The sequence below is a fragment of the Streptomyces alanosinicus genome (genome assembly GCF_014650595.1).
GTDB lineage: Bacteria > Actinomycetota > Actinomycetes > Streptomycetales > Streptomycetaceae > Streptomyces > Streptomyces alanosinicus.
This window is the reverse complement of the sequence record NZ_BMVG01000012.1, coordinates 74,964-99,678: the sequence shown is the minus strand read 5'-3', so window position 1 is coordinate 99,678 and position 24,715 is coordinate 74,964. Positions and strand designations below refer to the sequence as shown.

Genomic DNA, 24,715 nt, shown 5'->3' with positions numbered 1-24,715 from the left:
GACTCCGCCGCTCAGCTCGCGAGTGCCGTCGGCCGCAGCTCGCGCACGGCCACGACGTCCATTCGCGCGGGCGTGCCCAGCACCCCCGCGCCGCAGCTCTCCTGGCGGGGCGGCAGCGACGCGCCCTGCGCCACGGTCACCCGCCAGCGGCGGCCGTCGGCGTGCCTGACGGTGACCTCCCAGCGCGGGGCGGCGCCCTCGGTCCGTACGACGCTCAGCACACCCGCGCGGTATTCGCCCGCGGTCGAGCGGACGGCCATCTCGGCCGCCTGGCCGGGCCGCTCCCAGGCCGAGCAGCCGCGGCACCCCTCGACCACCACACGCCCCTCCTTGACGGCGTGCAGCGCCTCCTTGACGGTGTGCGCCTCGGCGCGGCCGTAGGCATAGCCGTACGGCAGGACGAGCACCGTCGGCGAGAAGCGATGTCCACCCAGATGGGTGACCTCCCAGACGCCGTGCACGCCCGATGCGGCCAGTTCGGTGGCGAGGGGGCGGCCCAGCAGGGCGCAGCAGCGGTCGCGCTTTCCGTTGGTGCACACGAGCGCGAGCGGGTCGCCGCAGTGCGGGCGCCCGCCGAGCGCGGTGCCGAAGGAACGGTGGTCACCCGCTCCGAGGGCGGCGAAGTCGAGGCCGAGCAGCCGCCGCGGATCGCGGGTGGTCGCGCTGTGCAGCCATACGCGGCCCGGCACGGTGTGGGCGGCGTACACCTGCCGGACGGCGGGCCTGCCGGGGTCGGCGTGGCGCCCGGGGCGCCGGATGAGGGCGACGCGTACGCCGGTCCCCTCGGCGGCCGTCTCCAGCGCCCGGCCCAGTACGGGGTCCAGGTGGCTCGAAGTGAGCGCCTTCACGCCCCACGGGCCGGGCTGTTCCAGCAGCAGCCACGTCGTCGCCGTGGCCGCCGTACCGGAAACGGGCTCGTCGAGGCTCCGGGAGACGGTCGCGCACCTACTCACAGAGGTGAGCCTAACCTGACTCTCTCTGGGGCGACTTCCGGCCGTCGTCATGTCCTACTCCAGGCGGGAACTGCTCCGGGCCGGAACCGCTCCGGACGGGAACTACTCCGGGCGGGAAGGCGGATGCGGGCCGTCTCCCGCCGCCGGGAGCGGCTGCGGGGGCCGTGCGCCGACGTAGTGGCCGACGGGGCGCATGCGCAGAGGGCGTTCGCCGTACTCCTCCAGAGCGTGCGCGATCCAGCCTGCCGTCCGGGCGACGGCGAAGATCGTCTCGCCGGCCGTGGCGTCCATGCCGCTGGAGGCGGTGAACACCGCGAGGGCCAGGTCGACGTTGGCGTGCAGCGGGGTGTGCCGGGCGGTCGTGGCGACGATGTCCCGGGCGGCCAGCAGGGCCGACTCCGCGCGCGGGACCTGCTCCAGCAGGCCGAACAGCACGCGCGCACGGGGGTCCTCGCCGCTGTACAGCCGGTGGCCGAGCCCGGGGACCCGGCGGCCGGCGCGCAGCTCGTCGGCGATCACGGGGACCGCCGTGCCCTGGTCGAGCACGTCGAGGAGCATGCGGTGGGCTATACCGCTCGCGGCGCCGTGCAGCGGGCCCTCCAGGACGCCGAGCCCGGCCGAGACGGCCGCGTAGGCGTGGGCACGGGCCGATGCGGCGACGCGGACCGCGAGCGTGGAGGCGGCCAGGTCGTGGTCGGCGAGCAGGGCGAGCGCGGTGTCCAGGACGTGCAGGGACGCCTCGTCGGCGGGGCGGCCGGTCAGCCGGGTCCACAGCCGGTGGGCGAGTGGGCCGTCGTCCTTGGGGGCGTACAGGGCCGGCGGCAGTGCGGAGACGAGCGTGGGGATGAGGATCCGCGCGGTGTTCAGCACGGAGTCCTCGGACAGGTCGAAGCGCAGCGGGTCCTCGGCCGCCGCGGCGATCGCCGCCACGCGCAGCCGGTCGGCGGGGGAGGCGTGCTCGGACAGCGCGTTCACCGCGCGGCGGGCGACGTCGAGGACGGGACCGGGCGCGGTGAAGGCGACGCCTTCGGCCAGCCGCCCCGTCCACAGCCACTCCGCGACCTCCTCGTAGGAGTGACGCAGGGCCAGCTCCACGGCGTCCACACCCCGGAAGTAGTACCGGTCCCGGTCGATCAGCGTGATGCGGGTCCGGACGGACAGATCCCCGCCGGAACCGGGGCTCGTCGCCGCTTCGCGCCGGTGGCGCCGGGCGAGGGCCTCGACCTCCTTGGTCTCGAAGGTGCTGGCGCGGCCGCCGGGCTCGCGTCTGCTGGTGAGCAGGCCGCGGCTCACGTACGCGTACACCGTCTCCGGCTTCACACCGAGCAGTTCGGCGGTCTCCTTGGTCGTCAGCCTTCGCCCGGGACGGCCGGGAACGGGTTCGTGATCACGCATGGGGGTCACCGTAGCCGCCTCTGCACGTCTTGATTGCGTGCATTGATCAAATCAACATTGACAGAAAAGTAGTCAAGCATGGACAGTCGGATCAAGTCCAGGGAAGGAGAACCATGGCCATCAACAGGACCTCAACCCCACTCATCGACGCTCCGCGCGGTCTCGCCGGCGTCGTCGTCACCGAGACCGAGATCGGCGACGTCCGGGGGCGGGAGGGCTTCTACCACTACCGCCAGTACTCGGCGGTCGAACTCGCGCAGACCCGTGGGTTCGAGGACGTCTGGCATCTCCTGGTCCACGGCACGCTGCCGGACGCGGAGCGCCGCGCCGCCTTCACGGCGCAGACCGCGGAGCTGCGGCGGCTGCCCGAGGAGGTCCGGGCGGCACTGCCCGCGATCGCCGCGGCGAGCCGGCTCTCCGGCCCGCTGTCCGGGCTGCGCACGGCACTGTCGCTGCTGGGCTCGGCGCGGGGGCTGCGACCGGTGTACGACATCGACGCGGACCGGCGCCGCGCCGACACCGTGGCCGTCTGCGCGGCCGTACCCACACTGCTCACCGCGCTGTACCGGCTGGGGCAGGGCCTCGATCCGGTCGAGCCGCGCGAGGATCTCCCGTACGCGGCCAACTACCTGTACATGCTGGCCGGAGAGGAGCCCGAGCCGCGGCGGGCCCGTGCGGTCGAGCAATACCTGATCTCAACCATTGATCATGGATTCAATGCATCAACCTTCACCGCCCGTGTCATCGCCTCCACCGGTGCCGATGTGGCGGCCTGTCTGACCGGAGCCGTCGGCGCGCTGTCGGGGCCGCTGCACGGAGGCGCGCCCAGCCGGGCCCTGGACACCCTGGACGCCATCGGCACGCCGGAGCGGATCGACCCCTGGATACGTGAGCGGGTCCTCGCCGGGGACCGGATCATGGGCTTCGGGCACGCCATCTACCGCACGGAGGACCCCCGTTCGCGGATGCTGCGCGAGATCGCCCTCGGCTTCGGCGGTCCGCGGGTGGACTTCGCGGTGGAGGTCGAGCGCCGTGTCGAGACGATCCTCACCGAGCTGAAGCCCGGCCGTGAACTCCACACCAACGTCGAGTTCTACGCCGGAGTGGTCATGGAACTCTGCGGTCTGCCCCGCGAGATGTTCACCCCCACCTTCGCCGCCGCGCGGGTGGTGGGCTGGAGCGCCAACATCCTGGAGCAGGCGGCCGACTCGAAGATCATCAGGCCCGTGGCGCGATATGTGGGACCCCGGCCGCCGGTCCCGGTACCGGCCGTGCGCTGACCGTCGCGAGCCGACGGAACATCCCTCTTATGCTGGTCCGGCAGTCGGTCCACCCGGTCGATCCGGTCCACCGGACCCGCCCGGTCCACATGAGAGAGGTCACCCGTTGGGGAACAGCAGCGGTCCGCGGATTCCGGTCATCGTGCTCGCCGGATTCCTGGGCTCCGGGAAGACCACGCTCCTCAACCACCTCCTGCACCGCAGCGGCGGCAGCCGGATCGGGGCGATCGTCAACGACTTCGGCGCCATCGAGATCGACGCCATGGCCGTCGCGGGCGCCCTCGGCGACTCGACCGTCTCGCTCGGCAACGGCTGCCTGTGCTGCGCCGTCGACGCGAGCGAACTCGACCTCTACCTGGACCGGCTCGCCGCCCCGGACACCGGCATCGACGTGATCGTCATCGAGGCCAGCGGGCTCGCCGAACCGCAGGAACTCGTGCGGATGGTGCTGGCCAGCGAGCAGGAGAGGGTCGTCTACGGCGGCCTGGTCGAGGTCGTGGACGCCGCCGAGTTCGACGACACCCGGGCCCGGCACCCCGAGATCGACCGGCATCTGGCCCTCGCCGACCTGGTGGTCGTCAACAAACTCGACCGGGCCGCGGACAGCGAGCGCGTACTGGGCCTGGTGCGGTCCCTCACGGACCGTGCCGCGGTCGTCCCCGCCACCTACGGCCGGATCGACCCGGAGTTCCTCTTCGACTGCAAGCCGAACGAGGAGCGGATCGGGCAGCTGTCCTTCGACGACCTCCATGACGTCCACGAGCACACCGGGGACGACGACGCGCACACCGGCCATCTGCACGCCGGCTACGACAGCCTGTCCTTCGTCGCCGACCTGCCGATGGACCCCCGCAGGCTGATGCGGTTCCTGGACAGCCGCCCGGAGGGGCTGTACCGGATCAAGGGGTACGTCGGCTTCGGACCCCACGATCCCGTCAACCGGTACGCCGTCCACGCCGTCGGCCGGTTCCTGCGCTTCCACCCCGAGCCCTGGCCGTCCGCCGACGCCCGTCTCACCCAGCTCGTCCTGATCGGCTCCGGGATCGACGCCGGTGCCCTCGGCAAGGAACTGGAGGCGTGCAAGAACGACGCCCCACACGCCGACGAGCACGGCATGTGGGGCGTCCTGCGCTACGTACAGGGCCCGGACGACGCGGACCTGGAAGATCCGCCCGCCCTCAGCGTGGAAGATCCGGACCTGGAAGACCCAGACCTGGAAGATCCGCCCGCCTAGAACACCGGCCCGGCGACCACGGACACCGTCTTCGGCAGTGACGTGCCCGAGCCGTCCCGGCGCGGGTCCAGCTCCGGGAGGTCGACCGGCGTGCCGTTCCTCTGCGCCGCGCGTGCCGGAGCCGGGCCCGCCCAGGCCACCGACAGACAGTCCTCGCCCTTCAGGAACCGCTGGCAGCGCACGCCGCCCGTGGCCCGGCCCTTGCGCGGGTACTGGTCGAACGGGGTCAGCTTGGCCGTCGTCTGCACCGAGTCGTCCAGCGTGCCGCGCGAGCCCGCCACCGTGAACACCACCGCGTCGACCGCCGGGTCGACGGCCGTGAAGGAGATGACCTTCGCGCCCTCGGTGAGCTTGACGCCCGCCATACCGCCCGCCGGGCGGCCCTGCGGACGCACGATGGACGCCTGGAACCGCAGCAGCTGCGCGTCATCGGTGATGAAGACCAGGTCCTCCTCGCCGGTACGCAGCTCCACCGCGCCGACGATCCGGTCGCCCTCCTTGAGGGTGATGACCTCCAACTCGTCCTTGTTGGACGGGTAGTCGGGCACCACACGCTTGACGACACCCTGCTCGGTGCCGAGGGCGAGGCCGGGCGACGACTCGTCCAGCGTGGTCAGGCAGACCACCGTCTCGTCGTCCTCCAGGGAGACGAATTCCGTCAGCGGCGCGCCTCCCGAGAGGTTCGGCGCCCCCGTGGCCTCCGGCAGCTGGGGCAGGTCGACCACGTTGACCCGCAGCAGCCGGCCCGTCGAGGTCACCGCGCCGATCTCGCCGCGCGCGGTCGCCGGCACCGCGGAGGCGATCAGGTCGTGCTTGGCGCGCTTGGCGCCCTTCTGCTCCGGGAACGCCTCGTCGGTCGCCGTACGGGCCAGCAGACCCGTCGAGGACAGCAGCACCCGGCACGGGTCGTCGGCGACCTGCAGCGGCACGGCGGCCACCGGGGTGCCCGCGGACTCCAGCAGGACCGTACGCCGGTCGGTGCCGAACTTCTTGGCCACGGCGGCCAGTTCGGCCGAGACGAGCTTGCGCAGCTCCGCGTCGGACTCCAGGATCCGGGTCAGCTCCTCGATCTCCGCGGTGAGCCGGTCCTTCTCCGCCTCCAGCTCGATGCGGTCGTACTTGGTGAGCCGGCGCAGCGGCGTGTCGAGGATGTACTGCGTCTGCACGTCGCTCAGCGAGAAGCGCTCCATCAGGCGCTCCTTGGCCTGCGCGGAGTTCTCGCTGGACCGGATCAGCCGGATGACCTCGTCGATGTCGACCAGCGCGGTGAGCAGGCCCTCGACCAGGTGCAGCCGGTCGCGGCGCTTGCCGCGACGGTACTCGCTGCGGCGCCGCACGACGTCGAAGCGGTGGTCGAGATAGACCTCCAGCAGCTCCTTCAGGCCCAGCGTGAGCGGCTGGCCGTCCACCAGCGCCACGTTGTTGATGCCGAAGGTCTCCTCCATCGGAGTCAGCTTGTACAGCTGCTCCAGGATCGCCTCCGGCACGAAGCCGTTCTTGATCTCGATGACCAGGCGCAGGCCGTGCTCGCGGTCGGTGAGGTCCTTGACGTCGGCGATGCCCTGGATCTTCTTCGCGTTGACCATGTCCTTGATCTTCGCGATGACCTTCTCGGGGCCGACCGTGAAGGGAAGCTCGGTGACGACGAGGCCCTTGCGGCGGGCGGTCACGGTCTCCACGGACACCGTCGCGCGCATCTTGAACGTGCCGCGGCCGGTCGCGTACGCGTCGCGGATGCCGTCCAGGCCGACGATCCGGCCGCCGGTGGGCAGGTCGGGGCCCGGGACGTGCTTCATCAGCGCGTCCAGGTCCGCGTTCGGATACCGGACCAGGTGGCGGGCGGCAGCGATGACCTCGCCCAGGTTGTGCGGCGGCATGTTCGTCGCCATGCCGACCGCGATCCCCGAGGAGCCGTTCACCAGCAGGTTGGGGAAAGCGGCGGGCAGCGCCACCGGCTCCCGCTCCTGGCCGTCGTAGTTGGGCGCGAAATCGACCGTGTCCTCATCGATCGACTCGGTCATCAGGCTCGTCGCCTCGGCCATGCGGCACTCGGTGTACCGCATCGCGGCGGGCGGGTCGTCATTGCCCAGCGAGCCGAAGTTGCCGTGGCCGTCGACCAGCGGCACGCGCATGGAGAACGGCTGGGCCATGCGCACCAGGGCGTCGTAGATCGACGCGTCGCCGTGCGGGTGCAGCTTGCCCATGACCTCGCCGACGACACGCGCGCACTTCACATAGGCGCGGTCCGGGCGGACGCCCATCTCGTTCATCTGATAGACGATGCGGCGGTGCACCGGCTTGAGGCCGTCACGGGCGTCCGGCAGGGCGCGCGAGTAGATGACCGAGTACGCGTACTCGAGGTAGGAGCCACGCATCTCGTCCACGACGTCGATGTCGAGGATCCTCTCCTCGAACGAGTCGTCGGGCGGCGGGGTCTTCGTGCTGCGGCGGGCCATCGCTGCCGGCTCCTTGCTGAAGCGATTGACGGATCTGACGCCGACCATTGTGGACCGCGGCACTGACAACCCGTGCCACGACCCGGTCCCAGAAGGTCCCGGCGGTGTCCGGAAGGCATCCGCGGGCCGCCGCGGGGCGGACGCGGGGACGCCGCGCGATCGCTGTGGGCGTACGTCCCGCGGGAACTTCGCCGACGCCCCCCACGTGTTGCATACAGTGGCAGGAACGGCAGGAAAACCGCGGTGTGCACAACCGCCTCCGCTCGCGAAGGGACGTACATGCCCATGGGTCACACGACCACAGCCGAGGCAGGCTCCGGGGGCCTGACAGCGACCGAGCACCGCCTGGCCAACGGTCTGCGCGTGGTGCTCTCCGAGGACCACCTGACCCCGGTGGCGGCGGTCTGTCTCTGGTACGACGTCGGCTCCCGCCATGAAGTCAAGGGACGTACCGGCCTGGCTCACCTTTTCGAGCACCTGATGTTCCAGGGCTCGGCCCAGGTCAAGGGCAACGGTCACTTCGAGCTCGTACAGGGCGCCGGCGGCTCGCTCAACGGCACCACCAGCTTCGAGCGCACCAACTACTTCGAGACCATGCCCGCCCACCAGCTCGAACTCGCGCTCTGGCTGGAGGCCGACCGCATGGGTTCGCTGCTGGCCGCCCTGGACGACGAGTCCATGGAGAACCAGCGGGACGTGGTCAAGAACGAACGCCGCCAGCGCTACGACAACGTGCCCTACGGCACCGCGTTCGAGAAGCTGACCGGCCTGTCGTACCCGGAGGGCCACCCCTACCACCACACGCCGATCGGCTCGATGGCGGACCTGGACGCGGCGACCCTGGAGGACGCCCGCCAGTTCTTCCGCACCTACTACGCGCCGAACAACGCGGTCCTCTCCGTGGTCGGCGACATCGACCCGGTGCAGACCCTCGCCTGGGTCGAGAAGTACTTCGGCTCGGTCTCCGCGCACGACGGCAAGCCCGCCCCCCGCGACGGCTCCCTGCCGGACGTCATCGGCGAGCAGAAGCGCGAGGTCGTCGTGGAGGAGGTCCCGGCGCGCGCCCTGATGGCCGCCTACCGGCTCCCGCAGGACGGCACGCGCGCGTGCGACGCGGCCGACCTCGCCCTGACCGTCCTCGGCGGCGGTGAGTCCTCCCGCCTGTACAACCGGCTGGTGCGCCGTGACCGTACGGCCGTCGCGGCCGGCTTCGGCCTGCTGCGCCTCGCCGGCGCGCCCTCCATGGGCTGGCTGGACGTGAAGACCTCCGGTGACGTCGAGGTGCCGGTCATCGAGGCCGCCATCGACGAGGAGCTGGCCCGGTTCGCCGAGGAGGGCCCCACGCCCGAGGAAATGGAGCGCGCCCAGGCCCAGTTGGAGCGCGAGTGGCTGGACCGGCTCGGTACGGTCGCCGGCCGCGCCGACGAACTGTGCCGGTTCGCCGTCCTGTTCGGCGACCCGCAGCTCGCCCTCACCGCCGTCCAGCGCGTCCTGGAGGTGACCCCGAAGGAGGTCCAGGAGGTCGCCAAGGCCCGTCTGCGCCCCGACAACCGCGCGGTCCTGGTCTACGAACCGAAGTCCCCGGAAGCAGCCCCCGACGCCGACGTCCCTGAGGACCCGGAGCAGGAAGCGACCGTAGAGGCCGGAAACGAGAACGAGGAGACGGCCAAGTGACCGAGCTCGCCACGATGGACTTCCACCCCCAGCCACAGCCCGGCGAGGCCAAGCCGTGGGCGTTCCCGGCGCCCGAGCGGGCCGCGCTCGACAACGGCCTGACGGTGCTGCGCTGCCACCGTCCCGGCCAGCAGGTCGTCGCCGTGGAGGTGCTGCTGGACGCCCCCCTGGACGCCGAGCCGGCCGGCCTGGACGGCGTCGCCACGATCATGGCGCGGGCCTTCTCGGAGGGCACCGACCAGCACTCCGCCGAGGAGTTCGCCGCCGAGCTGGAGCGCGCGGGCGCCACGCTCGACGCGCACGCCGACCACCCGGGCGTCCGCCTCAGCCTGGAGGTGCCCGCCTCCCGGCTGGCCAAGGGCCTCGGTCTGCTCGCCGACGCCCTGCGCGCCCCGGCCTTCGCCGAGAGCGAGGTCGAGCGGCTGGTCCGCAACCGCCTGGACGAGATCCCGCACGAGCTGGCCAACCCCTCCCGCCGGGCCGCCAAGGAACTGTCCAAGGAACTGTTCCCGCAGACCTCGCGCATGTCGCGCCCGCGCCAGGGCACCGAGGAGACGGTCGAGAAGATCGACGCCGTCGCCGTACGCGCCTTCTACGACCGGCATGTACGCCCGGCGACGGCCACCGCGGTCGTCGTCGGTGATCTCACCGGTGTCGACCTGGACGCGCTGCTCGGCGACACCCTGGGCGCCTGGACCGGCACCCCGGGCGAGCCGCGGCCCGTGCCGCCGGTGACCGCCGACGACACCGGCCGCGTGGTCATCGTCGACCGCCCCGGCGCCGTGCAGACGCAGTTGCTCATCGGCCGTGTCGGCTCCGACCGGCACGACCGCGTGTGGCCCGCCCAGGTGCTCGGCACGTACTGCCTCGGCGGCACCCTCACCTCCCGCCTGGACCGCGTCCTGCGCGAGGAGAAGGGCTACACCTACGGTGTGCGCGCGTTCGGCCAGGTCCTGCGCTCCGCGCCCGCGTCCCCCGGCGGGGCCACGGGTGCCTCGATGCTCGCCATCAGCGGCTCCGTGGACACCCCCAACACCGGCCCGGCGCTGGACGACCTGTGGAAGGTGCTGCGCACCCTCGCCGCGGACGGCCTGACCGACGCCGAGCGGGACGTCGCGGTGCAGAACCTCGTCGGGGTGGCGCCGCTGAAGTACGAGACCGCGGCGGCTGTCGCGAGCACGCTGGCGGACCAGGTCGAGCAGTATCTGCCCGACGACTTCCAGGCGACGCTGTATCAGCAGCTGGCCGTGACGGGCACGGTGGAGGCCACGGCGGCCGTCGTGAACGCGTTCCCGGTGGACCGGCTGGTGACCGTCCTCGTCGGTGACGCCGCCGAGATCAAGGCGCCGGTGGAGGCGCTCGGCATCGGCGAAGTCACCGTCGTGTCCGCGGAGTAGCACACGCGGACGCCGCATGAGCGGACGCCGTATGCGCGAACGTTGCGCGCGCGGGGCCCTGACGACCTACGGGCCGTCAGGGCCCCGTTGCTCGACTCCCTTCCCCAGATGTCCGATTTGCGGCGGAGGTTGCCTGTCTGCCCTGTGGGATGCACTACAAAAGCCCGGATCCGTTTGGGATTGGAATCCGGGCTTCCGTAGCGTCGTCCAGGCTGTTCGTCAGTAGGCAGTGCGCCGCACCCGCGGCACCGGACAGCCATCGCCGAGTCCCCGTACGGCGCGAGCCAGGGGAGCCGGGGACCCACGCAGTCCCTGGGGTGAATCGGGCGCCCGCGCGTGTCGCGAGGGGGCCCGTAGGAGACCTTCCTGCTCCGAACCCGTCAGCTAACCCGGTAGGCGAGAGGGAAGGAAAGGACCAGCCACTTCATGGCGTTCATGTGCGCCACCGGGAAGCACCGCAAGCCCGGCCGGGTCAAGCGCACCACCGCTCAGGCGGCCGGTGTCGCGGCCCTCACCACCACCGGCGTCATCAGCACCCTCGCGATGTCCCCGGCGTCCGCCGCCGAGAACACCGTCGAGCAGACCGGCCTCACCCCGGTGATCACCGTCGGCGACGACATCGCCGAGCACATCGACGCGCAGGCCGCCGCCCAGAAGCAGGCCGCCGAGCAGAAGGCGGCCGAGCAGGCCGCGGCCAAGGCGGCGGCGGAACGGGCCAGGCAGGAGCGCGCGGCCAAGGCAAGTGCGGCCCGCGCGGCCGAGCGCGAGCGCCTGAACGCGTTCGTCGTCCCGATCGCGGACTCCTATGTCTCCACGGGCTACAAGGCCAGCAGCTCCCTGTGGTCCTCCGGCTCGCACACCGGTATCGACTTCCATGCGGCCAGCGGCACACCCGTCCACGCGGTCGGCATGGGCACCGTCGTCTCGACCGGCTGGGGCGGGGCGTACGGCAACCAGATCGTGATCCGCATGGCCGACGGCATGTACACCCAGTACGGTCACCTGTCGTCGATCGGCGTCTCGGCCGGCCAGCAGGTCACCCCGGGCCAGCAGATCGGCCTGTCCGGCGCCACCGGCAACGTCACCGGACCGCACCTCCACTTCGAGGCCCGTACGACCCCCGACTACGGCTCGGACGTCGACCCCGTCGCCTACCTCCGTAAGCACGGCGTGGACGTCTGAACCGGCGTATACGCGGTATCCGAGGCCCCGGCTCACCGAGCCGGGGCTTTCGCCGTTTTGCGTGCTGCGCGCCGGGCGGAGTGACCAAAAAATATCCATGGATTACGGCCCGCCGTCGGAAATTCCGGCGCCTTGGAATAGAGTCACGGAACAGGCGTCCATCGTCGGCGTTTCACGGGGATTAAGGCGGAGGTCGGTCATGCGTATTCCGGCGCACTCGGTATGCACGGCGATCCGGGACGACATCGTCGCCGGAGTCCACGCGCGCGGCGGCCGCCTCACCGAGGAAGTCCTGGCCCGCCGCTACGGCGTCTCGCGCGTCCCCGTCCGCGAGGCCCTGCGCACCCTGGAGGCGGAGGGTTTCGTGGTGACCCGCCGGCACGCGGGCGCGTGCGTGGCCGAGCCGACCGAGCAGGAGGCCGCCGACCTGCTGGACATGCGCATGCTCCTGGAACCGCTCGGCGCCGCCCGAGCCGCGCAGCGACGCTCGGAGGCCCATCTGAAGGTACTGCGCGGCCTGGTCAGGCTGGGCCAGGAGCGGGCCAGGCGGGGACACAGCGAGGATCTGCGCTCACTCGGCGGCTGGTTCCACGAGACCCTCGCCCAGGCCTGCTGCAGCCCCTCGTTGACCACGATGCTCACCCAGCTGCGCCACAAGATCGCCTGGATGTACGCGGTGGAGACGTCGCCGAGCCCGGTGGACTCCTGGGCGGAGCACGGTGCCATCGTCGACGCGGTGGCGCGCGGCGACGGTGAGCGCGCGCGGGCGGTCACGGCGCTGCACACCGAGCGCGCGACGGCCGCGCACCGGCTGCGATTTCCCGGGGCCGCGGAGCGTGTGAGGACTTCGCAACACGCCGTAAACATGTCGGGCCTTCGGCATTAACACGGTCGCCGTATACAAAGAAGGGATATTCGGCGGCGGTGTATTTCCGCTGCGGAAATTCCGGTGTGCGCGCAATGGGCTCGGAAAGCGCGGAGCCGCGCCGCCCGAAAAGGGCGGCGCGGCTCCGTCATGTCCGTGCGTCCGATGCTCAGACGGTCTCGGGCAGTTCCTCAAGGCCCTCGGAGACCAGCTTCGCCAGACGGTCGAGGGCGGCGTCCGCGCCCTCGGCGTCGGAGGCGAGGACGATCTCCTCGCCACCCTGGGCGCCCAGGCCCAGGACGGCCAGCATGGAGGCCGCGTTGACGGGGTTGCCGTCAGCCTTGGCGATCGTCACCGGGACGCCTGCGGCCGTGGCGGCTCGGACGAAGATGGAAGCGGGGCGGGCGTGGAGACCCTCGGCCCAGCCGACGTTGACGCGGCGCTCAGCCATGTGTTGCTGCCCTTCAGTCTTCAGGGTTGTCTAGACCAGTTTCCCATATCGTGAAGCATGCCCGGATCGGACCTTCGTCCTGTTCCGGAGTGCCGTCGGACCGCGGCCTCGGTCCGACCTACGTCCCCCACAGACTGCCCCGCGCCGTTGTCGTACGCGAGCCGTACTCTGGGGCCCATGCAGAGCCCGGCGGACCGGCAGGACCGGCACGAGTACCCCGCCCACTGGGAGGCGGACGTGGTGCTGCGCGACGGCGGCACCGCGCGCATCCGGCCCATCACCGTTGATGACGCCGACCGCCTGGTCAGCTTCTACGAGCAGGTCTCGGCCGAGTCGAAGTACTACCGCTTCTTCGCGCCGTACCCACGCCTGTCCGCCAAGGACGTCCACCGCTTCACGCACCACGACTTTGTGGACCGGGTGGGACTCGCGGCCACCATCGGCGGCGAGTTCATCGCCACCGTACGCTACGACCGCATCGGCGCCGACGGCATGCCCGCCTCCGCGCCCGCCGACGAGGCCGAGGTCGCCTTCCTCGTGCAGGACGCGCACCAGGGCCGCGGCGTCGCCTCCGCGCTGCTGGAGCACATCGCGGCCGTCGCCCGCGAGCGCGGCATCCGCCGCTTCGCCGCCGAGGTGCTGCCCGCGAACACCAAGATGATCAAGGTGTTCACGGACGCCGGCTACACCCAGAAGCGCAGCTTCGAGGACGGTGTCGTCCGGCTGGAATTCGACCTCGAACCCACCGATCGCTCCCTCGCCGTGCAGCGCGCCCGGGAGCAGCGCGCCGAGGCCCGCTCGGTCCGACGGCTGCTCGCGCCCGGCTCCGTGGCGGTCGTCGGCGTCGGCCGCGCCCCCGGCGGGGTCGGCCGCAGCGTCCTCGGCAACATCCGGGGCGCCGGCTACGGCGGCCGGCTGCACGCCGTGAACGCGGCCTTCCCCGAGGGCCTGAAGGAGATCGACGGGGTGCCGGCGTACCGCTCTGTGCGGGACATCGAGGACCCCGTCGACCTCGCCGTCGTCGCCGTACCGGCCGATCATGTGCCGGCGGTGGTCGCGGAGTGCGGTGAGCACGGGGTGCAGGGGCTCGTCGTGCTCTCCTCCGGATACGCCGAGAGCGGGCCCGAGGGGCGCGAGCGGCAGCGGGCGCTGGTGCGCCACGCGCGCGCGTACGGCATGCGGATCATCGGCCCGAACGCCTTCGGGATCATCAACACCGCGGCGGACGTCCGGCTGAACGCCTCCCTGGCCCCGGAGATGCCCCGCCCCGGCCGCATCGGGATGTTCGCCCAGTCCGGCGCCATCGGTATCGCCCTGCTCTCCCGGCTGCACCGGCGCGGCGGAGGGGTCACCGGGGTCACGGGCGTGTCCACGTTCGTCTCCGCCGGCAACCGTGCGGACGTCTCCGGCAACGACGTACTCCAGTACTGGTACGACGACCCGGAGACCGACGTCGCCCTCATGTACCTGGAGTCCATCGGCAACCCCCGCAAGTTCACCCGCCTCGCCCGGCGGACGGCGGCGGCCAAGCCGCTGGTCGTCGTGCAGGGCGTCGGGTCCGTGCCCCAGGGACACGCGGTCCGGGCGACCCGGCTGCCGCCCGCCACCGTCTCCGCGCTGCTGCGCCAGACCGGGGTGATCCGGGTCGACACCATCACGGAGCTGGTCGACGCGGGGCTGCTGCTCGCGCGCCAGCCGTTGCCCGCCGGGCCCAGGGTGGCGATCCTGGGCAACTCCGAATCGCTGGGCGCGCTGACGTACGACCGCTGTCTCGCCGAGGGCCTGCGCCCGTCACGGCCGCTGGACCTGACGACCGGGGCGACCGCGGAGGGCTTCCACGGGGCGCTGGCGCGGGCCCTGGCCGACGACACGTGCGACTCCGTCGTGGTGACGGCGATCCCCGCCATCGGGGAAGCGTCGCCCGGGGACGCGGAGCTGGCTGAGGCGTTGAGGTCCGCGGCGGCCGCGGTGCCCGGCAAGCCGGTGCTGGTGGTGCATGTGGAGCTCGGGGGGCTTGCCGAGGCGTTGTCGGCAGCGGCGAGCACGGCACCGCAGGCCGTCGAGAAGGCACTCGGCACCGCGGTGGCGGTACCCGCGAAGGCCGCCGCGGCAGCCGACGCCCAAGCCGGCCCCTCCGCCGTGGCGAGCCCCCCTGAAGGCACCCGGCTCATCCCCGCCTACCCCGCCGCCGAACGCGCGGTGCGGGCGCTCGCCGAAGCCGTTCGGTACGGGCAGTGGCGGCGGGAGGCCATGGACCCGGGGAAGGTGCCCGAGTACGAGGACATCGACGAGAAGGGGGCCGCGCGGCTGATCGGTGCGCTGCTCGCGCGCGGGGAAGGGTTCACGATCTCCGGCGCGGAGATCTGCGACCTGCTCGGCGCATACGGCATCTCCGTGCGGCGCGCGCTGCCCGCCCTCACCCCCGACGCCGCCGGCGAGGCCGCCCGCGCCCTCGGCTACCCGGTCGCCCTCAAGGCCACCGCCCCGCACCTCAGGCACCGCGCCGACCTCGGCGGCGTACGCCTGGACCTCGCGGACGAGGAGCAACTGCGCCGGGCCTACGCCGAGTTGACGGAGCTGTTCGGGAGACCGGAAGAGCTGCGGCCGGTGGTGCAGGGCATGGCACCGCGCGGCGTCGACACCGTCGTACGCGCGGTGATCGATCCGGCGGCCGGGGCCGTGCTGTCCTTCGGGCTCGCCGGGGCCGCCTCGCAACTGCTCGGGGACATGGCGCACCGGCTCGTCCCGGTCACCGACCGGGAGGCGACCTCGCTGGTGCGGTCGATCCGCACGGCACCACTGCTGTTCGGCTGGCGCGGCTCCACCCCCGTGGACACCCCGGCGCTGGAGGAGCTGCTGCTGCGGGTGTCCCGGCTGGTCGACGACCACCCGGAGGTGGTCGCGGTCACCCTGGAGCCGGTCGTCGTCGCCCCGCACGGCGTGAGCGTCCTCGGCGCGACGGTACGGCTCGCGCCGCCGCCCGCCCGCGACGACCTGGGTCCGCGCACGATGCCGGCGTACTGAGTGAGGGGAGGGGAGGGGAGGGGAAAGCGCGTGGGCAGGCCGCGTCCGGTCTCGGCGACTGGCCTGGACCCCCCTTGCCCACGGATTAGGATGGACGCCATGGCCAAGACCAGTACGACGACCCAGGGGCTGCGCGCGGCGATCGAGCGCAGCGGCTACTACCCGGCCCTCGTGGCCGAGGCGGTGGAGGCCGCTGTGGGCGGCGAGCCCATCCGGTCGTACCTGGTCCATCAGGAGACCACGTTCGACCAGAACGAGGTCCGCCGGCATGTGACGGTGCTGGTCCTCACCGGCAACCGCTTCATCGTCAGCCACACCGACGAGCAGGCCGCCGACAGCACCTCCCCGACGCCGTACGCCACCACCTCCACCGAGTCCGTGAAGCTCGGCCGGATCTCCTCGGTCGTGGTCAGCCGCGTGGTCGCGAACCCCGAGCAGTACAAGCCGGGCACACTGCCCCGCGAGATCGTGCTGACCATCGGCTGGGGTGCGGTGAGCCGCATCGACCTGGAGCCCGCCGCCTGCGGCGACCCCAACTGCGACGCCGACCACGGCTACACGGGCAGCTCCACGGCGGACGACCTCAGCCTGCGCGTCAGCGAGGCCGGGGACGGCCCGGAGACGGTGCGCCAGGCGCTCGCCTTCGCGCAGGCCATCTCGGAGGCGACCGCGGACACCACCCGCTGATGTCCCAGCTCTCCGCCTGGGACCACCCGGAACCCCTCGCCCTGCACACCGCGCCGCTGCCCGAGTACGGCACCGGCTCCCTCGCCGACCTGCTGCCCACCCTGGCCGCCGGCCTGGGCGTCCCCGGCCCGAGGGCCACGATCGGGGAACTGACCGCGGCCGACCGGGTCTGTGTCTTCCTGGTCGACGGGCTCGGCTGGGAACAGCTGAAGGCCCACCCCGACGAGGCCCCCTTCCTGAACTCGCTGCTCGGCAGCTCGCGCGGCGGCACCGGCCGCCCGCTCACCGCCGGCTACCCGGCGACCACCGCGACCTCCCTGGCCTCCGTCGGCACCGGCCTGCCGCCCGGCGCCCACGGCCTGCCCGGCTACACCGTGCGCGACCCGGCCACCGGCGGGCTGATGAACCAGCTCCGCTGGCAGCCGTACACCGACCCGCACTCCTGGCAGCCGTATCCCACGGTCTTCCAGCTGGCCCACGCGGCCGGAGTGCACACCGCGCAGGTGACCTCGCCCGCCTTCGAGCACACCCCGCTCACCAAGATCGCGCTGAGCGGCGGCGGCTTCCACGGCCGGCTGAGCGGCGAGGACCGCATGGACCTCGCGGCCGGGCAACTGGCCGCAGGGGACCGCTCGCTGGTCTACACGTACTACTCCGAGCTGGACGGCGCCGGACACCGCTACGGCGTCGCCTCCGACACCTGGCGCGGCCAGCTGATGTACGTCGACCGGCTCGCCCAGCGCCTGGCCGAGCAACTGCCGCCGCGCAGCGCGCTCTACGTCACCGCCGACCACGGCATGGTCGACGTCCCGTTCGACGACGAGCACCGCATCGACTTCGACACGGACTGGGAGCTGCGCGCCGGGGTCGCCCTGCTGGGCGGCGAGGGGCGGGCGCGGCATGTGTACGCGGTGCCGGGCGCCGAGAGCGACGTACTGACCGTCTGGCGCGAGGTGCTCGGGGAGCAGTTCTGGGTGGCCTCGCGGGACGAGGCGATCGCGGCGGGCTGGTTCGGGCCGCGGATCGACGAGCGGGTGTACGCCCGGCTCGGCGACGTGATCGCGGCCGCGCACGACGACGTCCTGATCATCGCCACCGAGCGGGAGCCGAAGGAGTCGGCGCTGGTCGGCAACCATGGCTCGATGACGCCCGCCGAGCAGCTGGTCCCGCTGCTCGAAGTACGTTCCTGACGCCCCCTGCCCCGACCACTCACCGAAAGGTGCTCAACTCCTCATGCCCGAGCTGGTGTTCTTCTCCGGAACGATGGACTGCGGGAAGTCGACTTTGGCGCTGCAAATCGGCCATAACCGGTCGGCCAGGGGACTCCAGGGTGTGATCTTCACGCGAGACGACCGTGCGGGGGAGGGGAAGCTGTCGTCGCGGCTGGGGTTGGTGACCGAGGCGGTGGAGGCGGGCCCGGGCCGGGATCTGTACGGCTATGTGGTGGAGCAGCTGTCGCGGGGCGGAAAGGTCGACTACGTGATCGTGGACGAGGCACAGTTCCTTGCGCCGGAGCAGATCGACCAGCTGGCCCGCATCGTCGATGATCTGGATCTGGACGTCTTCGCGTTCGGTATCACCACCGACTTCCGTACCCGGCTCTTCCCCGGCTCCCAGCGGCTGATCGAGCTGGCCGACCGGCTGGAGACGCTGCAGGTCGAGGCGATGTGCTGGTGCGGTGCCCGGGCGACGCACAACGCGCGGACGGTGGGCGGGGAGATGGTGGTCGAGGGCGAGCAGGTCGTGGTCGGAGACGTGAACCGGCCGACGGAGGACGTGGGGTACGAGGTGCTGTGCCGACGCCACCACCGCAGGCGGATGACGAGCGCCGCGGCTCGGGCAGTGGCGTTGTCCCCCGACGTGCTGCCGGTTGCCTCGGGTGACGTCGGGTTCGGCGACGGTGTGAGCAGCAAGGGGCTGCCCGGCGGCGCGACGGAGTGCCTTGAGGCCGACGTGGTAGAGGTTGATGATGTGGCTGCTTGAAGGGACCGAACGGTAAGCACGCACGTCCGGTGCGGTCCGGAGGGGGGCCACGCGGAAAAGGACCAGCTCGCAGCTCGGACCTCGCCGCGTGGCCGGCCCTATGCCCGAACCGCAACGCCACCTGCGGTCACTGCCGCGGAAGGACGTCACCGCCCGCGGTGCGCATCCTTCGCCACCGCACCGACCTCAGGAGCGGCAGGCGCACTCGCACGCTGCGATGTCCACCGACTTCCGCCCAGCCACCGATCCCGCCCTCATCATCCAGGGTTGGAAAGGGCTCACTGCTCGGCCCTCAATAATCGAGACAGCAACTTGGTCGTACACGGCCGGCATCACGACGCGAGTTACCATCGCGGCTGACGCGCTCCGCCTCGCTTTTCTCGCTCTTCCTCCCGTCCGATGCGTGCGTGTCTCGGTAGCCGGACTTCCCTCCCTTCTCCAGGAGTTGCCTCCATGACCCTGCTGACGACCTGGTCCGAGTCGGGCCCCGAGACCCTGGTCCGCCGAACCTCGGACCCCGCCGAGATCGCGGAGGCCCTCAAGCCGCTCGGTGTGCGCTACGAGCAGTGGCCGGTCCGCGAGGACGTGCCGTTCGACGCCGACAGCCAGACCGTGTTCGCCGCGTACGGCCCCGAGATCGACAAGCTGAACGCCGAGGAGGGCTTCACCACGGTCGACGTCCTCGGCCTGCACCCGAGCGACGATCCCGAGTACCCGGCGAAGGCGAAGGCCGCGCGGGAGAAGTTCCTGCAGGAGCACACCCACGACGACGATGACGAGGTCCGCTTCTTCGTCTCCGGCTCCGGCATCTTCTACCTGCACGTGAACGGTGAGGTGCACGCGGTGCTCTGCGAGAAGGGCGACCTGCTGGGCGTGCCGCGCGGCACCACACACTGGTTCGACATGGGCACGAAGCCGTCGTTCACCGCGATCCGCTTCTTCCACGAGGAGGACGGCTGGATCGGCAATTTCACCGGCTCGGCCATCTCCTTCCGCTTCCCGGACCACGACACGATCGCGGCCGGGTACGAGGCGGACAAGGGCGCCCGGTGACGCTGCACTTCGACGTGGACGCCGTGGTGCTCGACATCGAGGGCACCACGAGCGCCACAGGGTTCGTCGTGGACGTGCTGTACCCGTACTCGCGCGCTCGCTTCGCGGCGCTGCTCGCCGAGCGGAGCGGTGATCCGGAGGTGGCACGGGCGGTCGCGCAGGTCCGCGAGCTGACCGGCGACCCGCATGCCGACGCGGCCGCGGTGGAGAAGACCCTGGGCGCCTGGCTCGACGAGGACCGCAAGGCGACCCCGTTGAAGACCCTTCAGGGCCTGATCTGGTCGGAGGGCTTCGCGCGGGGAGACCTCGTCTCGCACTTCTACGACGACGTCGTACCGGCCCTGCGTGCCTGGCACGCGGCGGGCCTGCGGCTGTACGTCTACTCGTCCGGGTCGGTGGCGGCCCAGCGAGCGTGGTTCTCCTCGACCTCCGACGGGGACCTGCTGCCCCTGGTCCTCGGCCTGTACGACACCGGGAACGCCGGTCCCAAGCAGGAGCCGGAGTCGTACCGCCGTATCGCGGAGTCGACGGGTCTCGTGCCCGAGCGGCTCCTGTTCCTCTCCGACCGTCCCGGCGAACTGGACGCAGCCCGCGCTGCGGGCTGGCACACGGTCGGGATCCGGCGGCCCGGAGAGCCGTACTACGAGCAGGGCGTCGGCGACCACGCGCAGGCGGGGACTTTCGACGAGATCAGCGTCGGCACGACCAGGAGCACCGCATGACCGCAGACATCACCGCATCCGGCCTCCAAGAGGCGGGGGCGGTCCTCGCCGCCGAGTCCGTCCGGTTCGCCTCCTTCGGCTGGATGCGCGGCACGTCCGGCAACCTGTCCGTGGTGCTCTCCCGGGACCCGCTGCGGCTCGCGGTAACCGCGAGCGGCCACGACAAGGGTGAACTGACGGCTGCGGACGTGGTGTTGGTCGACGGGCAGGGAACCGCCGTGAACGGGGGCAGGCCGTCGGCGGAGGCCGAGCTGCACGCGCGCGTGGCCGCGCTGACGGGCGCGGGTGCGGTGGTGCACGTGCACACCGTGGCCTCGGTGGCGATGGGGCACCGGCAGCCGGGCGGGATCGTCTTCAAGGACCTGGAGATGCTCAAGGGCGTCGGACAGCCGGCCCATGACGTCGAGGTGACACTGCCGGTCATCGGCAACAGCCAGGACATGAAGGTGCTCGGGGACCGGCTGGAGGCGGCAAGGGATCCGCGAATGCCGGCGGTCGTCGTGGCCGGGCACGGGCTGTACGCCTGGGGCGCCGATCCACGGCAGGCCCGGCACCACACGGAAGTCGTGGAGTGGCTGCTGGAGTTGGAGCTGACGCGGCGATGAAACCCGCCGAAGGCCGCGGCCGGCCGGCCGCGGCCTTCGGCGGGTTCAGCCGTGGCCGTCGCCGTTTTTCAGGGCAGTCGGTTCCCGGGCAGCTCCCCTGCCGACACCTCCAGCACGCCCCGCTCCGTCACCAGTGCCGTCACCAGTCGGCCCGGCGTCACGTCGAACGCCGGATTGTGGCCGCGCGACCCGGCCGGAGCCGTGCGGACGCCTGCCCACTCCAGTATCTCGTCCTCGCCGCGGAGTTCGATGTGGATGTCGTCGCCGGTCGCCGTCGCCAGGTCGACCGTCGTCGTCGGCGCCGCCACCAGGAACGGGATCCCGGCGTAGGCGCACGCCAGAGCCACGCCCACCGTGCCCACCTTGTTCGCCGTGTCGCCGTTGGCGGCGATCCGGTCGGCGCCGACGATCGCCGCGTCGACCTCGCCGCGCAGGACGGTACCGGCGGCCGCTCCGTCGGCCTGCACGTAGTGCGGGATGCCCTCCTGGACGAGTTCCCAGGCGGTCAGCCGGGAGCCCTGGAGCAGCGGGCGCGTCTCGTCCGCGTAGACGACCTCCAGGCGTCCGCGCGCGTGCAGTTCGCGGATGACGCCGAGCGCCGTGCCCCAGCCGGCCGTGGCCAGCGCGCCCGTGTTGCAGTGGGTGAGGATCCTCAGCGGCCGGTCCTCGCGGGCCTTCTTCAGCAGCCAGTCGGCGCCGAACGCTCCCATCGCCCGGTTGGCCTCGACGTCTTCGCGCTGGACGGCGGCGGCCTCCTCCAGCACGGCGCCGAGGCCGTCGGCGAAGCGGGTCATGACCCGGTCCACGCACACCATCAGGTTGACCGCGGTCGGACGGGCCTCGCGTATGCGGGCCACGGCCGTGCGCACCTCGGCCTTGCTCCAGCCCTCCCGCTCGCCCTGGAGCAACGCGAGGGCGACGCCGTAGGCGCCCGCCGCCCCGATCGCGGGAGCGCCGCGCACCACGAGCCGCCGGATCGCGTCCACCAGTGTGTCCACATCCTGGACGTTCACCGTCCCGGTGCGGTGCGGCAGTTGTGTCTGGTCGAGCAGCGCGAGTCCGGTTCCCGTCCAGTCGACGGCGCGCAGTTCCTGGGACATAACGGGACGCTCCTGATGTTTCGACAGTGTCCGCCACCGTACATGACCTGGGAGAACCACAGTTCGAGACCGGTGGGCGGTTGGCCGCCCGTTCCGTGCACCGAGGTGCCGCGCTCGCCGCCGGAACCGGCCTGCTCGCCAACGGATCGGTCGACCTGACCGTCCGCCACGATGAGATCCACGCCCCGGCCGGCTGTCAGTCGGCGCTGCTGGCATGATCGGTCAGTCGGTCAAGGAAGCCGTCGACCGTGACCACGGGGGTCGGCCAACCGAGTCGTTGGCCGAGCCGGGTTATCTGGGGCTGCTCGAAGGCGGATACGGGCGGGTCGACGGCTCCCTCCAGCCAGTGCTCCACCGGACCGTCCCATTGCACGCGGCCTTCGGCGAGGACGACGACCCGGTCGAAGTTCTCCGCGCAGAAGTCCGTGTCATGGGTGATGGCGATGATCGTCTTTCCCTGGGAGTGCAGACCCCTCAGGAGCTCTTCGAGCAGCGTGACGGAGCGGTGGTCCTGGCCGGTGGTGGGCTCGTCCAGCACGATGATGGGCGTGTCCATCGCAAGGACTGAGGCGAGGGCGACCCGTTTGCGTCCGCCGAACGACAGATGGCGTGGGTGGCTGTCCGCTTCGCCGGTCAGGCCGGTGACCCGTAGTGCCCACTCCGTAAGGGCCGTCCGGCGGTCTGCGGGGAAACCGAGGTTGCGAGGGCCGAAGCCGACTTCCTTGGCCACCGTGGCGGCGTGCAGTTGGGCGTCCGGGTTCTGGAACACGAAGCCCACGCTCCGGGCCAGATCGGCGATCCCGAGCCCGGCGGCATCGCGGCCGTTCACCTCGACCCTCCCTGACGTGGGGCGGGCGATACCTATCAGATGTCGGGCCAGTGTGCTCTTGCCCGCCCCGTTGGGACCCACGACCGCCACACGTTCGCCGGCCTTGACGGTCAGCGAGACGCCTGCGAGCGCGGTCATTCCGTTCGGGTAGCGATGGACCAGGGAATCGATGTGCAGCACCATCACAGGCCTCCGGCGGTTCTCGCGCCCTTCAGCGCGGCGTCGAACCCCTCCGCGGCCGCTTCCAGGGTCACGGGCAGCGGACGGTCCGCCTCCCACAGGCCGCGCTCGACGGCCTGTCGTGCGGCCGTCGTGTAGCGCAGTGGGGCCACGCCCCAGTCGGCGAGCCGCGGGTCGGTGAGGACGTCGTCCGGCTGCCCGTCGGCGGCGATCCGTCCCTCGTCCAGGACCAGGACACGGTCCACGCACCGGGCCGGCCGTTCCATCCGGTGCTCGAACAGGATGACGGTGACGCCCTGCGTCCGCAGGGTCTCCAGCGCGTCGAACACCACGCCGGCCCCCACCGCGTCCAACTGGGAGGTCGGTTCGTCGAGCACCATGACGGCCGGCCTCATCACCAACGCCGATCCGATGGCCAGAAGTTGCTGCTGCCCGCCGGACATCTCGTAGGGGGACAGGTCTGCGAGGGCGGTGAGCCTCAGGTCGGCCATGACCTGCTCGACCCGCCGAACCATCTCGGCCCGGTCGACGCCGAGGTTCTCCAGACCGAAGGCGATTTCCTCGCGCAGTGAGAACCGTGCTCCCGACAGCTGATTGAACGGATTCTGCATGACCAGGGCGACTTCTCCGACCAGTTCGGACGCCGGAGTCTCCGCCAGCATCCGGCTGCCGATCCGCGCCCACCCCGTGGTCTCGCCGCCGGTCATGTGCGGGACCACTCCGCTGATCACTCCGGCGAGTGTGCTCTTGCCTGCGCCGTCCGCACCGACGACGGCGCAGATCTGACCACGCGGCACGATGAAATCGATCTTCTGGAGGGCGGGCCGGGAGCCGGTCGGATAGGTGAGGGAGAAATCCCTGAATTCGATCACCGGAGCACTCCGAGTACGTTGGCGACGACAGCGGTGAGCGCGCAGAGCTCCATGGCGGCCCGGGCTGCACGCTGTGCCGTGCTGTCCGGCACCTCGGTCAGATACGTGCAATGGCGCGTGGTGCCGAATCCCCGGGTCTCCATGGCCACCGCGCGGTCCCCTACGTCGGTGAGGGCGCCGAGGATCAGCGGCCCGGCCATGGGAACCAGAGCCCGGACCCGGCCACGCAACCCTGTGACCGACAGGCCGCGCGCCTGCTGAGCGTGCATGATTCCCTGTGCTCGGCCGGCGAGGGCAGGCGCGATCTGCAAGGCGGCCGAGACGACGTAGACCGTCTTCGGAGACATGCCGCGCTGTGTCATCGCGCTCATCATCGTGCCGGGGCGGGTGGTGAGGAGAAGCAAGAAAAATCCCCCCATGAGCACCATGACCCGCAGGGCTGTCTGGGTGGCAAAAACCAGGCCCTCGTACTTCAATTCCAGAGGGCCAATTCCAGCCACCACCCGGTGAGCGCCGGGATAAAAGAATCCCTGCATCAGACAGACCGTGAGGGCGACGGGAACCCACAGAGCGAGAAACGTCGGGAAAAATTTACGCTGCGTTCCCGAAACGATCACCATGGGGACTATCGCGACACAGAAGAGCAATGGCGGCCACCAGATCATGGTGAAGGCGAATGCGGATACGGTCACCGTGACCGCGAAAACCAGCTTCGTGAGGGGATTCAGGCGATGCACGGGCGAGTCGCCGACAGCGTGCGAGGACATATCCAT

The 24,715-nt window shown here is 71.4% G+C and carries 21 protein-coding genes, 1 pseudogene and 1 riboswitch; of the genes and pseudogenes, 14 read left to right on the top strand and 8 right to left on the bottom strand.

The annotated features are described in order from the left end of the window. Positions 1 to 11: 11 nt before the first annotated feature. Both IE277_RS24340 and IE277_RS24335 read right to left on the bottom strand, forming a co-directional pair. Positions 12 to 953, bottom strand: a complete 942-nt coding sequence (locus IE277_RS24340; protein ID WP_189955810.1) for a ferredoxin family protein — start codon at positions 951 to 953, stop codon at positions 12 to 14. 102 nt (positions 954 to 1,055) lie between these two features. Next, positions 1,056 to 2,348: a citrate synthase gene (locus tag IE277_RS24335; RefSeq protein ID WP_189955809.1), complete on the bottom strand. Its 1,293-nt coding sequence runs from the start codon at positions 2,346 to 2,348 to the stop codon at positions 1,056 to 1,058. A gap of 113 nt (positions 2,349 to 2,461) precedes the next feature. On the opposite strand from IE277_RS24335, the gene IE277_RS24330 reads away from it, so the two are divergent. Both IE277_RS24330 and IE277_RS24325 read left to right on the top strand, forming a co-directional pair. Beyond that, positions 2,462 to 3,628, top strand: a complete 1,167-nt coding sequence (locus IE277_RS24330; RefSeq protein ID WP_189955808.1) for a citrate synthase/methylcitrate synthase — start codon at positions 2,462 to 2,464, stop codon at positions 3,626 to 3,628. A gap of 106 nt (positions 3,629 to 3,734) precedes the next feature. Then, the gene (locus tag IE277_RS24325) at positions 3,735 to 4,862 is read left to right on the top strand and encodes a CobW family GTP-binding protein (protein ID WP_229881938.1); all 1,128 of its coding nucleotides are present in this window, start codon (positions 3,735 to 3,737) and stop codon (positions 4,860 to 4,862) included. Here the strand turns inward: IE277_RS24325 and IE277_RS24320 are convergent. Further along, positions 4,859 to 7,318, bottom strand: coding sequence for a DNA gyrase/topoisomerase IV subunit A (locus tag IE277_RS24320; protein ID WP_189955806.1), 2,460 nt, complete (start codon positions 7,316 to 7,318; stop codon positions 4,859 to 4,861). The two genes, IE277_RS24325 and IE277_RS24320, sit on opposite strands and share 4 nt — an antisense overlap. Before the next feature lie 279 nt (positions 7,319 to 7,597). Here IE277_RS24320 and IE277_RS24315 point away from each other — a divergent pair, with 279 nt between their 5' ends. The 4 genes from IE277_RS24315 to IE277_RS24300 all read left to right on the top strand — a co-directional run bounded on the left by IE277_RS24315 (position 7,598) and on the right by IE277_RS24300 (position 12,457). Further along, positions 7,598 to 8,992 (top strand): M16 family metallopeptidase, encoded by a 1,395-nt coding sequence (locus tag IE277_RS24315; RefSeq protein ID WP_189955805.1) that lies wholly within the window; start codon positions 7,598 to 7,600, stop codon positions 8,990 to 8,992. Next, positions 8,989 to 10,389: a M16 family metallopeptidase gene (locus IE277_RS24310; RefSeq protein ID WP_189955804.1), complete on the top strand. Its 1,401-nt coding sequence runs from the start codon at positions 8,989 to 8,991 to the stop codon at positions 10,387 to 10,389. Before IE277_RS24315 ends, IE277_RS24310 begins: the two co-directional genes overlap by 4 nt. 250 nt (positions 10,390 to 10,639) lie before the next feature. After that, a riboswitch (cyclic di-AMP (ydaO/yuaA leader) is annotated at positions 10,640 to 10,803 on the top strand. Positions 10,804 to 10,815: 12 nt separating this feature from the next. Then, on the top strand, positions 10,816 to 11,571 hold the full coding sequence (locus tag IE277_RS24305) for a M23 family metallopeptidase (RefSeq protein ID WP_189955803.1): 756 nt from the start codon (positions 10,816 to 10,818) through the stop codon (positions 11,569 to 11,571). A gap of 199 nt (positions 11,572 to 11,770) precedes the next feature. After that, a complete protein-coding gene (locus IE277_RS24300) occupies positions 11,771 to 12,457 on the top strand; it encodes a GntR family transcriptional regulator (RefSeq protein WP_189955802.1) in 687 nt (228 codons plus the stop codon). 148 nt (positions 12,458 to 12,605) lie between these two features. Here IE277_RS24300 and IE277_RS24295 read toward each other — a convergent pair whose 3' ends face one another. Continuing rightward, positions 12,606 to 12,887: an HPr family phosphocarrier protein gene (locus IE277_RS24295; RefSeq protein ID WP_003993478.1), complete on the bottom strand. Its 282-nt coding sequence runs from the start codon at positions 12,885 to 12,887 to the stop codon at positions 12,606 to 12,608. A 177-nt stretch (positions 12,888 to 13,064) separates the two neighbouring features. On the opposite strand from IE277_RS24295, the gene IE277_RS24290 reads away from it, so the two are divergent. From IE277_RS24290 to mtnB, 7 genes and pseudogenes are all read left to right on the top strand, one after another. Beyond that, complete coding sequence (locus IE277_RS24290; protein ID WP_189955801.1) at positions 13,065 to 15,911, top strand: bifunctional acetate--CoA ligase family protein/GNAT family N-acetyltransferase; 2,847 nt, start codon at positions 13,065 to 13,067, stop codon at positions 15,909 to 15,911. A gap of 90 nt (positions 15,912 to 16,001) precedes the next feature. Next, a complete protein-coding gene (locus IE277_RS24285; protein ID WP_189955800.1) occupies positions 16,002 to 16,598 on the top strand; it encodes a DUF5998 family protein in 597 nt (198 codons plus the stop codon). Beyond that, complete coding sequence (locus tag IE277_RS24280) at positions 16,598 to 17,788, top strand: alkaline phosphatase family protein (RefSeq protein ID WP_189955799.1); 1,191 nt, start codon at positions 16,598 to 16,600, stop codon at positions 17,786 to 17,788. Before IE277_RS24285 ends, IE277_RS24280 begins: the two co-directional genes overlap by 1 nt. A 43-nt stretch (positions 17,789 to 17,831) precedes the next feature. Then, positions 17,832 to 18,476 (top strand): annotated as a pseudogene (locus tag IE277_RS24275) (thymidine kinase); the annotation flags it as partial. 558 nt (positions 18,477 to 19,034) lie between these two features. Beyond that, the gene (locus IE277_RS24270) at positions 19,035 to 19,634 is read left to right on the top strand and encodes a 1,2-dihydroxy-3-keto-5-methylthiopentene dioxygenase (protein WP_189955798.1); all 600 of its coding nucleotides are present in this window, start codon (positions 19,035 to 19,037) and stop codon (positions 19,632 to 19,634) included. Continuing rightward, entirely contained in the window at positions 19,631 to 20,356 is a 726-nt protein-coding gene (mtnC, locus tag IE277_RS24265; RefSeq protein ID WP_189955797.1) for an acireductone synthase, read from the top strand. The genes IE277_RS24270 and mtnC overlap by 4 nt, the downstream gene beginning before the upstream one ends. Continuing rightward, positions 20,353 to 20,961: a methylthioribulose 1-phosphate dehydratase gene (gene mtnB, locus IE277_RS24260; protein ID WP_189955796.1), complete on the top strand. Its 609-nt coding sequence runs from the start codon at positions 20,353 to 20,355 to the stop codon at positions 20,959 to 20,961. Before mtnC ends, mtnB begins: the two co-directional genes overlap by 4 nt. A 68-nt stretch (positions 20,962 to 21,029) precedes the next feature. Here mtnB and mtnA read toward each other — a convergent pair whose 3' ends face one another. Further along, complete coding sequence (gene mtnA, locus IE277_RS24255) at positions 21,030 to 22,061, bottom strand: S-methyl-5-thioribose-1-phosphate isomerase (RefSeq protein ID WP_189955794.1); 1,032 nt, start codon at positions 22,059 to 22,061, stop codon at positions 21,030 to 21,032. Between the two features lie 26 nt (positions 22,062 to 22,087). On the opposite strand from mtnA, the gene IE277_RS24250 reads away from it, so the two are divergent. Beyond that, positions 22,088 to 22,279 carry a hypothetical protein gene (locus IE277_RS24250; protein ID WP_189955792.1) on the top strand — a complete coding sequence of 64 codons (192 nt, stop codon included), beginning with the start codon at positions 22,088 to 22,090 and terminating at the stop codon, positions 22,277 to 22,279. Here IE277_RS24250 and IE277_RS24245 read toward each other — a convergent pair. Genes IE277_RS24245 through IE277_RS24235 form a run of 3 tightly spaced genes read right to left on the bottom strand, consistent with a single transcriptional unit; the run spans position 22,258 to position 24,715 of the window. Beyond that, entirely contained in the window at positions 22,258 to 23,073 is an 816-nt protein-coding gene (locus tag IE277_RS24245) for an energy-coupling factor ABC transporter ATP-binding protein (protein ID WP_189955790.1), read from the bottom strand. The two genes, IE277_RS24250 and IE277_RS24245, sit on opposite strands and share 22 nt — an antisense overlap. Continuing rightward, on the bottom strand, positions 23,073 to 23,942 hold the full coding sequence (locus tag IE277_RS24240; RefSeq protein ID WP_189955789.1) for an energy-coupling factor ABC transporter ATP-binding protein: 870 nt from the start codon (positions 23,940 to 23,942) through the stop codon (positions 23,073 to 23,075). Before IE277_RS24240 ends, IE277_RS24245 begins: the two co-directional genes overlap by 1 nt. Further along, positions 23,939 to 24,715, bottom strand: coding sequence for an energy-coupling factor transporter transmembrane component T family protein (locus tag IE277_RS24235; RefSeq protein WP_189955788.1), 777 nt, complete (start codon positions 24,713 to 24,715; stop codon positions 23,939 to 23,941). Before IE277_RS24235 ends, IE277_RS24240 begins: the two co-directional genes overlap by 4 nt.

Coding starts and splice junctions, on each gene's coding strand:
- IE277_RS24335 (WP_189955809.1), bottom strand. CDS start 2,348: ATGCGTGATCACGAACCCGTTCCCGGCCGTCCCGGGCGAAGGCTGACG.
- IE277_RS24330 (WP_189955808.1), top strand. CDS start 2,462: ATGGCCATCAACAGGACCTCAACCCCACTCATCGACGCTCCGCGCGGT.
- IE277_RS24320 (WP_189955806.1), bottom strand. CDS start 7,318: ATGGCCCGCCGCAGCACGAAGACCCCGCCGCCCGACGACTCGTTCGAG.
- IE277_RS24315 (WP_189955805.1), top strand. CDS start 7,598: ATGCCCATGGGTCACACGACCACAGCCGAGGCAGGCTCCGGGGGCCTG.
- IE277_RS24305 (WP_189955803.1), top strand. CDS start 10,816: ATGGCGTTCATGTGCGCCACCGGGAAGCACCGCAAGCCCGGCCGGGTC.
- IE277_RS24300 (WP_189955802.1), top strand. CDS start 11,771: ATGCGTATTCCGGCGCACTCGGTATGCACGGCGATCCGGGACGACATC.
- IE277_RS24295 (WP_003993478.1), bottom strand. CDS start 12,887: ATGGCTGAGCGCCGCGTCAACGTCGGCTGGGCCGAGGGTCTCCACGCC.
- IE277_RS24290 (WP_189955801.1), top strand. CDS start 13,065: ATGCAGAGCCCGGCGGACCGGCAGGACCGGCACGAGTACCCCGCCCAC.
- IE277_RS24285 (WP_189955800.1), top strand. CDS start 16,002: ATGGACGCCATGGCCAAGACCAGTACGACGACCCAGGGGCTGCGCGCG.
- IE277_RS24280 (WP_189955799.1), top strand. CDS start 16,598: ATGTCCCAGCTCTCCGCCTGGGACCACCCGGAACCCCTCGCCCTGCAC.
- IE277_RS24270 (WP_189955798.1), top strand. CDS start 19,035: ATGACCCTGCTGACGACCTGGTCCGAGTCGGGCCCCGAGACCCTGGTC.
- mtnB (WP_189955796.1), top strand. CDS start 20,353: ATGACCGCAGACATCACCGCATCCGGCCTCCAAGAGGCGGGGGCGGTC.
- mtnA (WP_189955794.1), bottom strand. CDS start 22,061: ATGTCCCAGGAACTGCGCGCCGTCGACTGGACGGGAACCGGACTCGCG.
- IE277_RS24245 (WP_189955790.1), bottom strand. CDS start 23,073: ATGGTGCTGCACATCGATTCCCTGGTCCATCGCTACCCGAACGGAATG.
- IE277_RS24235 (WP_189955788.1), bottom strand. CDS start 24,715: ATGGATATGTCCTCGCACGCTGTCGGCGACTCGCCCGTGCATCGCCTG.